We start from the raw sequence: 11,668 nt of genomic DNA on the forward strand, positions 1-11,668 counted from the left end.
TCAGTGTTTCGATGGAGTGGATATTGCCATTTCATTCCGCCAGCATAAGCTGGCAATCGCTTTCATCATCTTCAACGATTGCTTGAATATTTGACCATGGAAACACTCGCCAATCTCGAATCCTTCGTGCGCAGCGCCGAACTCGGCGGCTTTTCCGGCGCGGCGCGAAAATTGGCGCTGACGCCGGCGGCGGTCAGCCGCAACGTCGCGATGCTGGAGCGGAACCTAGGCGTTCGCCTGTTTCATCGATCGACGCGTAAGTTGACGTTGACCGAGGAAGGCGAGCGCTTCCTCGCTTCCATCCGTGACAATCTCGAGGGCCTGCAAAACGCGATCGCTGGCATGTCGGCCGAAGGCGGCGCACCCGCGGGCCTGCTCAAGGTCAGCCTCAGCCCTACCTTCGGCATCGATCACATCCTGCCGCTGGTGCCGGCGTTCCTGGAGAGATATCCGGCTGTCCGCCTCGACTGGCAATTCGATAACCGGCAGGTGGATCTGGTCGCCGAAGGTTTCGACGCGGCGATCGGCGGCGGCTTCGAGCTTTCGCCCGGCATCATCGCGCGGCCGATCGCACCGGCGCACATCATCGCGGTCGCCTCGCCCGCCTACCTGAAGAAACATCCTTTTCCGCTGGACCCTTCGGGGCTCGCCGACCTTGATGGCATCGTCATGCGTGCCAGCGGCACCGGACGCATCCGCCACTGGACGATGCGCAACGTGAGCGGCGATGAAATGAGCGCCACGCCGCGCGAATCCCTCGTCGTCAACGACCCGACCGCCATGTGCCGGGCGGCCCTCATCGGCCTCGGCGTGACCCTGATCGCCGTTCCCGATGTGCTCGGCCACCTCGAAAGCGGCGCCCTCGTGCGGCTCGTTCCCAAATGGTATGCCGATGCAGGCCCGATCTCGATCTACTACGGCAGCCGGACGCTGTTGCCGGCAAAGACCCGTGTCTTCGTCGACTTCATCGCCGAGCATTTCAAACGCCACCGCCTCGCCGAGCGCTTTGCCGGCAGCCTTGGGTGAGCCAGGAATTCTTGAAAACCGCTGATTGCGCACCACCTCAGCACTGACACATCGCATTCCTCAAAAAAATGTCTGACCGGCTGTCGGCTGCGTGTCCAGCCGTTCGTCCTAGTAATGTCCAACCAAGAAAATCCCTTATGAGGAGCATTCCATGCGCATGATTTTTGTGAACCTGCCCGTCAAGGACCTGAAGGCGTCGCGGAGCTTTTTCGCGGCACTCGGCTATACCTTCAACGAGCAGTTCTCCGACGACACGGCCGCCTGCACGGTGATCTCGGACAACATCTTCGTCATGCTTTTGACCGAACCGAAGTTCCGCAATTTCATCACCGGCGAGATCAGCGACACGTCAAAGGGCACGGAAGTCATCACGGCGCTGTCGGCTTCAAGCCGTGCCGAATGCGACGACCTGCTCGCCAAGGCGCTCGCCGCCGGCGCCAAGCCCTGGAAGCCGGCCATCGATTACGGCTTCATGTACGGCATCAGTTTCCAGGATCTGGATGGCCACGTCTGGGAATATATGTGGATGGACATGGCAGCCCAGCAGCAGGCCTCCTGATCTGACGCGATGCCCCTGCCTTGCGCCCGCCGCTTTCAGCGGCGGGCGTTTTTGTGTGATCGAATGGCCGCAGCACCGGCCGAAGCCGTCGCTCGGCGGCCATTTCTGGAAGAAGTTGCACCGGAAATCCGATAGTTGGGGAGCGGATACGAATGGCAAGCGAATGATAGCCACCGCTTGCAAGCATGTAGAAAGAGGAAGCCCCATGTCCACGACTGTCGAAGCCAAGCATTGGTCCAAGGTCGAGCTTTTGCACGAGACCGTGCGCAACCCGAACATCCACGTGCGCGGCACCAACAGCTACTATAGCAACGCCTGGACGGGCTCTTTCGAAGAGAGCGTCGTTCGCTACCTCTATGGCGACGACTACAGCCTGAAGGCCTGGGAGCCGCAATGGCCGATCGACCAGTTGCGCATCGGCGACTACGTCGCGATCGGCGCCGAGGCCGTGATCCTGATGGGCGGCAACCACACCCACCGGACCGATTGGGTGAGCCTCTATCCCTTCCTCGACGTCATCGGCGAAGCCTATATCGGCAAGGGCGACACCGTCATCGGCGATGGCGCCTGGATCGGCATGCGTGCCATGATCATGCCGGGCGTCACGCTGGGCGAAGGTGCCATCATCGCATCCGGCGCAATCGTCACCAAGGATGTGGCGCCCTATACCATTGTTGCCGGCAATCCGGCCCGGCCGGTGCGCCAGCGCTTTTCCGAAACCGACATCGAGACGTTGCTCCGTCTCGGCATCTACCAATGGGAGAAGGCGAAATTCGAAGCGCTACGGCGCTTTATCTGCGCCGACGACATTTCCGCGCTGAAAGCCGCATCAGAAGCCTACGATCGAGAGCAGGCGTAACCACGACGCCTGCCGGTCGCGCCTGATCGGCAGGCATCAGAGCGTTTCCAGTCCGAACGACCCCGCGGAAACGCTCTATCTCCTTGTTTTACGCATGTCTTGACGAAAAGCCGCTTCGCACTTTTCCTGGAAATGCATCAGCCCGCGATTAGCGCCAGCCACTCGTCCTCGTCCATCGTCTGCACGCCAAGCTCTCGCGCCTTGTCGAGCTTGGAGCCCGCCCCCGGGCCTGCGACGACGATATCGGTCTTTTTCGACACCGAACCTGCCACCTTGGCGCCAAGGCTTTCTGCCCTGGCCTTGGCCTCGTCGCGCGTCATCTTTTCGAGCGAACCGGTAAAGACGACGGTCTTGCCGGCGACCGGGCTATCGCTTGCAACCGGCTTTTCCGCGTCTTCAGGCGTGACCTCCGCAAGCAGCCGCGTCACCACTTCGAGATTGCGCGGCTCCTTGTAGAATTCGACGATGGCGCGCGCGACCACTTCGCCGATCCCGTCGATGCTGTTGAGCTCGTTCCAGGCATCGCCGGAAAAGGTGCCGGCCTCGCTCATGGCCGCGCCAAAAGCCTCGTATGTGCCGTAGGAGCGCGCCAGCAGCTTGGCCGTGGTCTCGCCGACATGACGGATGCCGAGCGCATAGATGAAGCGGTTGAGCGCGATCGAGCGCCGCGTATTGATCGCATCATAGAGCTTGCGCACGCTGACACGGCCGAAGCCGTCGATATTCTCGAGCTTCGTCAGCGATGCCTCCTGGCGCTTCTCCAGCGTGAAGATATCGGCGGCCGTGCGGATCGACAGCGTCGGATCCTCGCTTTCGAAGAAAAACTCGATCTGCTTGGAACCGAGACCCTCGATGTCATAGGCATTGCGCGAGACGAAATGCTTCAAATGCTCGACCGCCTGCGCCCGGCAGACGAACCCGCCGGTGCAGCGGCGCACCGCATCAACCTTGCCGGATTTCTCGTTGATGTCGCGCACCGCATGGCTGCCGCAGACGGGGCATGTCGTTGGAAAACGATAGGGTTCGCTCCCCTCCTTGCGCTCGTCCATCACCACGTCGACGATCTGCGGGATGACGTCGCCGGCCCGCTGGACGATGACCATGTCGCCGATGCGGATGTCGCGGCCCTCGCGAATCGGCTCGCCTGAGTTGCCGAGCCCCTTGATGTAATCCTCGTTGTGCAGCGTGGCGTTGGTGACGACGACACCGCCGACGGTGATCGGCTCCAGCCGTGCCACCGGCGTCAGCGCGCCGGTGCGGCCCACCTGGATGTCGATGGCCGTCAGCCGCGTAAACGCCTGCTCGGCCGGGAACTTGTGCGCTGTCGCCCAGCGCGGCGAGCGCGAGCGGAAGCCGAGGCGGGCCTGCAGGTCGAGCCTGTCGACCTTGTAGACCACGCCGTCGATATCGTAATCGAGATCCGGGCGCTCGCGCTCGATGTGATGGTAGTGCGCGAGCAGTTCGTCGGCGGACGAGATCCGCTGCATCAGCGGGTTAACCGGGAAACCCCAGGCCTTGAACGCTTCCACCATGCCGAACTGGGTATCTGCAGGCATTTCCGACATCTCGCCCCAGGCATAGGCAAAGAACCGCAGCTTGCGGCTGGCCGTCACCTTGGCGTCGAGCTGGCGCAGCGAGCCTGACGCGGTGTTGCGTGGATTGACGTAGAGCGGCTTGCCGAGTGCTGCCATCTCGGCGTTGAGGGCGGCGAAGTCCGATTTCCCCATGTAGATTTCACCGCGCACCTCGACAATCTCAGGTGCGCCAGCCGGCAGCGTCTGCGGGATCATGCCGATGGTGCGGATATTGGCGGTGACGTTTTCACCTGTCGTGCCGTCGCCGCGCGTCGCTGCCGTCACCAGCCGCCGGTTCTCGTAGCGCAGCGACATCGAGAGACCGTCGATCTTGGGCTCGGCGGTAAAAGCGATCGAGTTGTCGGGCAGTTGGCCGAGGAACCGATAGACGGACGCCACGAAATCACGCGCATCCTCGTCGGAAAACGTGTTGTCGAGGGACAGCATTGGCCGGGCATGGACGACCGGTTGGAACGTGACGGAGGGTGCCGCACCCACCTTCTTCGACGGGCTGTCCTCGCGAATGAGTGCCGGGAACCGCGCCTCGATCGCGTCGTTGCGCCGTTTCAGCGCGTCATAGTCCGCGTCCGTGATCTCCGGCGCGTCGTTGCCGTGATAGAGCGCATCGTGACGGGCGAGCTCGGAGGCGAGAAAAGCCAGTTCCCCGGCAGCTTCCGTTTCGGTGAGGTTCTCTACGGGTTTCAGTTCACTGGACATGCGCGACGACTCCGGATTGGGAGTCGTTTTTTAGAGCAACTGCCGGGAAAGAAAAGAGCGACCGCGAGCAAGCTCCCCTGATCATCCGGCGGAAACGACACTCGGTGCGACATCGGCGCAGCGGCGGATCTCCAGTTCGCACCAGCGTTCATATCGCTTCTGGTAGCGGGCGCGTATCACCTCCAGATCCTGCCGGTGAATGCCGCGTCGGGTGTAGATCCATTTGCCTTCGGCAAGGCCTCGCATGACACGACCGACCGGCTCCAGCCCGAACATCTTCAGGATGGCGGCGCCGCCCTTGTCCCAGCCGATGCCGTAGAGGTCGATACCTTCAGGCGGAAACTCCTGGTACTCCAGGATCGCCGACACCGTCGCCCAGCCAAGAATGCCGTTTTGCCGTCGGCGTTCGCTGCGCATGGAATCGAGCAGGTAGCTCAGATTAAGGATGGTGGCGAGATAGACCACCTTGGCCTTGCGCGCCTTCGGATGGGCGAGCAGCCCGTTGGCAAGCAGATCGTCGAAGCCGTAGTCGCCTTGCAGGAACAGCTTGAAGTGGTTCTTCTCGAAGACGTAGTAGTCGGTGAAACCGAAGATATGGTCGTCAGAATCCTGCAGGCAGATCAGGCTGTAGGGATCGGAGAAGAAGGCCTTCATATCCTCCTCCGGATCGATCGCGTCGCTCTGGAAGACATCCTGCGCCTTGCGGATCACATCATAGGCAACCGCGGTCGAAGGCGGGATACGAACCAGATACGGACGCTCGTCCTCCATGCTGGAACGCAGAAGGCCGGGCGACTCGATCCAGCCATCGCTTTCCTCCGGCAATTCGATGCTGCGCAGACCTGAAAGCCGCGCGACCACAAAAGGAAGGACCGCGGTCGCGCCGACCACTGTCAGAATACCAAGCGCTCCGAGCTGTTTGTCCGCTTCCTTTATCGTCAGGATGTAACCGACGAAGGCGAGCGAATAGATCACGATCAGCTCTGGATGCTTACGCATCTGCTCCAGCCGAAGCTGAAGTCGCTGCTGTAGTCTCTCCCACATGCGCTATGCCGCCCGCCAATCCGCCAAAGACGAATAAAAACACGGACGCGGAGGGCCCGGCAACCTGGCGAGAAGACGTAGGAGTCCTAACCGTTGCCGGACAGCAACCTTGCGGCAGCCGCCCTCGCCTCTTCGGTGATCGAGGCGCCGGCGAGCATGCGGGCGATTTCCTCCGTGCGGGCCTTGTCGTCCATGCGGGCGACGCGGGTCGAGATCATCTCGGCCTTCTCGGCCGATGGCCCCTTGGAGATCAGGAGATGTGTTGCCGCGCGTGCGGCCACCTGCGGCGCGTGGGTGACGGAAAGCACCTGCACCGTGCCGGAAAGCCGCTTCAGCCGCTGGCCGATCGCATCGGCAACCGCGCCACCGACGCCGGTATCGATTTCGTCGAAGACGAGTGTCGGCGCCGAGCCGCGGTCGGCAAGCGCCACCTTCAGCGCCAGCAGGAAGCGCGAAAGCTCGCCCCCGGACGCCACCTTCATGATCGGTCCCGGCCGGGTGCCCGGATTGGTCTGGACATGGAATTCGACGAGATCGATTCCGTCTGCGGTCGGCTGCGCGGCGTCGCTCTGCACTTCCACCATGAAGCGGGCGCGCTCGAGCTTCAGTGCCGGCAGCTCGGCCATGACGGCGGCCGACAGCGCCGACGCGGTGCTTTGGCGCTTGTCGGACAGCGTGCGCGCGGCAGCGTCGAAGGCCACCCCTGCAGCGCCCACCTGCGCGTCGAGCTGCTTCAGTTTCTCTTCACCGGCGTCGAGGTCGGCGAGATCGGAAATCATCCGGACGGCCAGTGCCGGAAGCTCGGCGACCGGCACGGAATATTTGCGGCTGGCGCCACGAAGTGCAAACAGGCGTTCTTCTACCCGCTCCAGCTCCTTCGGATCGAATTCGGTGTTGCGCAACGCCCGCTCGACGGCCATCTGAGCGTCGGAAAGCTGGTTGAGCGCGCCGTCGAGCAGCTCGACGGTTTCTTCGAGCAGGCCGGGCGCCTCATGGCTCTTGCGCTCGAGCCGGCGCACGAGAGAGGCGATAAGCGGGACAGGCGAGCCATTGCCGTTCAGGAATTCGGACGCTTCGTTGATGTCGCCGGCAATGCGCTCGGACTTCATCATTCGGGCGCGCTTTTCGGCGAGCTCATCCTCTTCACCGTCGCGCGGATTGAGTTTTTCCAGTTCTTCGACCGACGAGCGCAGATAGTCGGCCTCGCGGGCCGCGGCCTCGACGCGCTCGCGGTGTTTCTTCAGCCCGCGTTCGGCGTCCTTCCAGGCACGGTAGAGACCGGAAACCTGCTCGGCCTCGTCGGTCGTGCCGCCGAAGGCGTCGAGCAGCGTGCGGTGGGCGTCGATATCGACCAGCGCCCGGTCGTCATGCTGTCCGTGGATTTCGACCAGCGTCTGGCCGAGCTGCCGCATCAGCTGCACGCTGACCGGTTGGTCGTTGACGAAAGCTTTTGTGCGGCCATCGGCCGACTGCACCCGACGGAAGATCAGGTCGCCGTCATCGTCGATGCCATTGTCGCGCAGCATCAGCCGCGCCGAGTGCCCCATCGGCACGTCGAACACCGCCGTCACCTGCCCCTTGTCGGAACCATGACGCACCAGCGAGCCGTCGCCGCGCCCGCCAAGGGCGAGCGACAGACTGTCGAGCAGAATGGATTTACCCGCGCCGGTCTCACCGGTCAGCACGGACAGTCCGGCCTCGAACGCCAGATCAAGCCGTTCAATCAGGACGATATCGCGGATCGAAATCTGGGCGAGCATCCGGGGTCAAATCTTCCGTATCAGGCGCCGATCAGCTTCTTGCCTGCGCGCGCAATCCAGGAACTTCCGCTTTCGCGTGGCTCGAGACCACCCGACTGCAGCAGCTTGAACGAATCACCATACCACTGGCTGTCAGGATAGTTGTGTCCGAGGACGGCGGCAGCGGTCTGCGCTTCGGAGGTCACGCCCATGGCGTAGTAAGCTTCGACCAGACGGGCCAGAGCCTCTTCGACCTGGTTGGTATTGGGATACTGCTCGACGACGGTGCGGAAACGCGACACGGCGGCGAGGTATTCCTTGCGCTCGAGATAGTAGCGGCCGACCTGCATTTCCTTGCCGGCGAGCTGGTCGCGGGCAAAGCGGATCTTCGACTGCGCATCCTCGACATATTGCGAGTCCGGATACCTGTCGACGACGGCCTGCATCGCCTCGATCGCCTTGAAGGCCGGCTTCTGATCCTGCGTCACCGCCGGGATCTGCTTGGTATAGGCAAGGCCCTGGATGTACTGCGCGTAGGCAGCATCTTCGGACTGCGGATAGAGGTTGAGGTAGCGACCGGTGGCGTTGATCGCCTCCTGGTACTGACCGTTACGGTAGGAAACGAACGCGTTCATCACCAGCGCCTTGCGGGCGTATTCGGAGAACGGGTGCTGCCTGTCGAGCGCTTCGAACTTGCGCGCCGCCTCGCCGGTCTTGCCGGCATTGAGGTTGGCAAGACCCTGGTTGTACAGCACTTCCGGCGGATCGGTCTCGGCCGTCAGCTTGGTGATGTCGATATCGGGATCGTTCTGGCAGGCGGTAATCAGGGCGCTGCCGGCAACGGCCGCGACAACCACGGCGAACACACGCGCTGACTTCTTCAAATCAACAGAAACTGCAAGAACCATCGGATATTCCCGTTCCATTCTGCGGGCATGGACCCCGCCAGACATGCGCTTTTAGAGCAAGTTGCCTCAAGACCGCAACGTCATGATCGGTGATTCATGCAAATTTGTGGCGGCGCCGACATGAAAATGCCGGCCTTTCGGCCGGCGACTGGAGGAGAGTGTCCTTTTGTTGTTATGCGGACCAGGGCGCGAAGCCCGGAACTGCAACCGCAACCATGTCGCGCGCACGGGTGCGCTGGCGTGGTGTGGCGGTTTCGACAACCTCGTAGGCCGAGGGATCGCTGAGCAGAGCCTTGAGCGCATTTGCGTTCATCTTGTGACCACCGCGGTAGGAACGGTAGCAGCCGATGAACGGCGCGCCGGCAAGCGACAGGTCGCCAACAGCGTCGAGCGTCTTGTGGCGCACGAATTCGTCTGTGTAGCGAAGGCCTTCGACGTTGATGACCGAATTGTCGTCGGAAATCACGACCGAATTTTCGAGCGACGAACCCAGAGCGTAGCCGGCCGCCCAGAGGCGCTCGACGTCGCGCATGAAGCCGAAGGTGCGGGCACGCGACAGTTCGCGCTTGAACACCGAAGGCGTCATGTCGCCCTTCCAGGCCTGGCGTCCGATCAACGGGCAATCGAAATCGATCTCCACCTCGAAGCGCATGCCGTCATAGGGCGTGAACTCCGACCAGGACGCGCCCGATTCGATTCTGACCGGCTTGATCACGCGGATGTAGCGACGCTTGACCGCAAGCGCACGAACGCCGACCTGTTCGATCGCGTCGATAAAGGGTTCGGAGCTGCCGTCCATGATCGGCATCTCGGCGCCGTGAACCTCGATGGTGAGGTTGTCGAGGCCGAGCGCGTAGATAGCCGCCATCACATGCTCGATCGTCGCGATCGAGGTGGCCGGCGACATGCCGAGAACAGTGCAGAGATCGGTATTGCCGACCTGCGACGACACCGCCTTGAACTCGCTCAGGCGACCGTTGGAAAGAACGCGCTGGAAAACGATGCCCGCATCGGCTTCGGCCGGATGGAAGGTGATTTCCACCTCAGCGCCGGAATGAACGCCAATTCCCTTGAGCGTTACCGGGCTAGCAATCGTGGTCTGAAACCCGAGCAATTCGATTCCCATTCTCGTCGTCACTTTCAATACCTATGGCCCCAAGGCCCAAACATCAGGCGGATGCAGCGGTTTTCAGGGCACAAGAAAGGCGCCCGAGAGTTTCGACACAAAGGTCGGAACTCTGCGTTTCGAACAGACAGCGCGTGATCGAATCGCATGCATCCCCAATTCCGAGTCTGAAAATAGAGGTTCTGAGGCACCATTCCAAATCACTGTTCGTTTCGCTTTGTTACGCATTTGCGACGGACGAGGCAGCCGAAGCAACCTATTGAAAAAATGACGGAAATGCAAAAATGCCCGGGCGTTAGCCCGGGCACTCGGCAAGGTGAAGGAACGGGCCTTCAAGATCAGTTCGATTGACGGCGCAGGAACGCCGGGATCTCGAGCTGATCATCTTCGTGCGAGCGCGCCTGCGGTGCGGCGCGACCGTGATCGTCAAGCTGGCCGCGACGCGGCGCATAGAGGCTGGCTTCGGGCGACAGCGGACGGCGCTGCTGGGAAGCAGCAGCCGGCGCACCGGCCGTCATGTCGGCGGAAACGCTGTGGCTTTCCTTTTCACGCAGGCCGAGCGAGCTGGTGATGCGGTTCAAGAGGCCCATCGGGCCGCGTTCTTCCGGCATCTGCGGCGCCGGCTGGGCGCGCTGGTCCATCTCGGCCTTCACGACCGGCGGGAAGTCTTCGACCTTCGGCATGCGAACCGGCTCGGCCTGCTGGCGGATGACCGGAGCGATCGGCTCCTGGCGCTGAACCGGCTGCGGCTGGACCTGTGCGTGAACAGGCATTTCGACCGGACGCTGAACCGGGGCCGGCTGGCGCATGACAGGAGCGGCCTCTACCGGTGCAGCACCGGCAAAAAGCTTGCTCTGGGGACGGAAGTCCTCATGGGCCTGCTGCATCGGTGCTGGTGCCTGGGTGGCGGCACGGGTCGCGATATCGAGTTCGCGTTCCATTTCCGCTTCGCGGATCGCAAGCGCGATCTGGTCGACGGAGTTCTGCTGCTGCACCGGCTGGGCGACCGGCTGCTGAACCGGAGCGGGCTGGTGGTGAGCGACAGCCGGCTGCTGGGCCGGAATGGCTGCCGACGGGCGGATGATCGGCTTCTGGGCTGCTACCGAACGAAAGTCAGCCGAACGACCGGCTACCTCCGCGGCCGTGCGATCGATGCCGGTCGCAACGACCGATACGCGGATCAGGCCTTCGAGTTCTTCGTCGAATGTGGCGCCGAGGATGATGTTGGCGTCCGGGTCGACTTCTTCGCGGATGCGGGTTGCAGCTTCGTCGAGTTCGAACAGCGTCAGGTCGCGACCGCCGGTGATGGAGATCAGCAGGCCCTGCGCGCCCTTCATCGAGGTTTCGTCGAGCAGCGGGTTGGCGATAGCAGCTTCGGCGGCGGCCATTGCACGGCCCTCGCCCGAGGCTTCGCCGGTGCCCATCATGGCGCGGCCCATTTCACGCATCACCGAGCGGACGTCGGCGAAGTCGAGGTTGATGAGGCCTTCCTTGACCATGAGGTCGGTGATGCAGGCAACGCCCGAATAGAGGACCTGGTCGGCCATCGCGAACGCATCGGCAAACGTCGTGCGGTCATTGGCGATGCGGAAAAGGTTCTGGTTCGGGATAACGATCAGGGTGTCGACCGACTTCTGCAGTTCGGCAATGCCCTGGTCAGCCAGACGCATGCGGCGCTGGCCTTCGAAATGGAACGGCTTGGTGACGACGCCGACCGTCAGGATGCCCTTGTTGCGGGCAGCCTGTGCGACGATCGGGGCTGCACCGGTGCCGGTGCCGCCGCCCATGCCGGCGGTGACGAAGCACATGTGGGTGCCGTGCAGGTGATCGATGATCTCGTCGATGCACTCTTCGGCAGCCGCACGGCCGACTTCCGGCTGCGAGCCGGCGCCAAGACCTTCGGTCACGGCGACACCCATCTGGATGACGCGCTCTGCCTTGGTCATGGTCAGCGCCTGCGCGTCGGTGTTGGCAACGACGAAGTCGACGCCTTCAAGACCCGCGGTGATCATGTTGTTGACGGCATTGCCGCCGCCGCCGCCAACACCAAAGACGGTGATGCGGGGCTTCAGCTCCGTGATATCCGGCTTCTGCAAGTTGATAGTCATAGTACCCG

The 11,668-nt window shown here is 62.5% G+C and carries 9 protein-coding genes; 3 read left to right on the forward strand and 6 right to left on the reverse strand.

Annotated features, from left to right (window positions below; genetic code table 11):
- Positions 1-96: 96 nt before the first annotated feature.
- The 3 genes from LPJGGPFB_RS14805 (at position 97) to LPJGGPFB_RS14815 (ending at position 2,444) form a co-directional block, all read left to right on the forward strand.
- Positions 97-1,026, forward strand: a complete 930-nt coding sequence (locus LPJGGPFB_RS14805) for a LysR family transcriptional regulator (RefSeq protein ID WP_173420591.1) — start codon at positions 97-99, stop codon at positions 1,024-1,026.
- Positions 1,027-1,177: 151 nt separating this feature from the next.
- Positions 1,178-1,585, forward strand: a complete 408-nt coding sequence (locus LPJGGPFB_RS14810) for a VOC family protein (protein ID WP_173420592.1) — start codon at positions 1,178-1,180, stop codon at positions 1,583-1,585.
- A gap of 205 nt (positions 1,586-1,790) precedes the next feature.
- On the forward strand, positions 1,791-2,444 hold the full coding sequence (locus LPJGGPFB_RS14815; protein WP_173420593.1) for a CatB-related O-acetyltransferase: 654 nt from the start codon (positions 1,791-1,793) through the stop codon (positions 2,442-2,444).
- Positions 2,445-2,581: 137 nt separating this feature from the next.
- Here LPJGGPFB_RS14815 and ligA read toward each other — a convergent pair whose 3' ends face one another.
- The 6 genes from ligA to ftsZ form a co-directional block, all read right to left on the reverse strand.
- The gene (ligA, locus tag LPJGGPFB_RS14820) at positions 2,582-4,735 is read right to left on the reverse strand and encodes an NAD-dependent DNA ligase LigA (RefSeq protein WP_173420594.1); all 2,154 of its coding nucleotides are present in this window, start codon (positions 4,733-4,735) and stop codon (positions 2,582-2,584) included.
- Positions 4,736-4,816: 81 nt separating this feature from the next.
- The gene (locus tag LPJGGPFB_RS14825; protein ID WP_173420595.1) at positions 4,817-5,734 is read right to left on the reverse strand and encodes a hypothetical protein; all 918 of its coding nucleotides are present in this window, start codon (positions 5,732-5,734) and stop codon (positions 4,817-4,819) included.
- A gap of 131 nt (positions 5,735-5,865) precedes the next feature.
- Positions 5,866-7,539 (reverse strand): DNA repair protein RecN, encoded by a 1,674-nt coding sequence (gene recN, locus LPJGGPFB_RS14830; RefSeq protein WP_173420596.1) that lies wholly within the window; start codon positions 7,537-7,539, stop codon positions 5,866-5,868.
- Between the two features lie 20 nt (positions 7,540-7,559).
- Positions 7,560-8,426: an outer membrane protein assembly factor BamD gene (locus tag LPJGGPFB_RS14835; RefSeq protein WP_173420597.1), complete on the reverse strand. Its 867-nt coding sequence runs from the start codon at positions 8,424-8,426 to the stop codon at positions 7,560-7,562.
- Positions 8,427-8,598: 172 nt separating this feature from the next.
- Positions 8,599-9,552, reverse strand: a complete 954-nt coding sequence (lpxC, locus tag LPJGGPFB_RS14840) for a UDP-3-O-acyl-N-acetylglucosamine deacetylase (protein ID WP_173420598.1) — start codon at positions 9,550-9,552, stop codon at positions 8,599-8,601.
- A gap of 338 nt (positions 9,553-9,890) precedes the next feature.
- Positions 9,891-11,660 carry a cell division protein FtsZ gene (ftsZ, locus tag LPJGGPFB_RS14845; protein ID WP_173420599.1) on the reverse strand — a complete coding sequence of 590 codons (1,770 nt, stop codon included), beginning with the start codon at positions 11,658-11,660 and terminating at the stop codon, positions 9,891-9,893.
- Between the last annotated feature and the right edge of the window lie 8 nt (positions 11,661-11,668).

Source organism: Ensifer adhaerens, assembly GCF_013283195.1.
Classification (GTDB): Bacteria; Pseudomonadota; Alphaproteobacteria; order Rhizobiales; family Rhizobiaceae; genus Ensifer; species Ensifer adhaerens_G.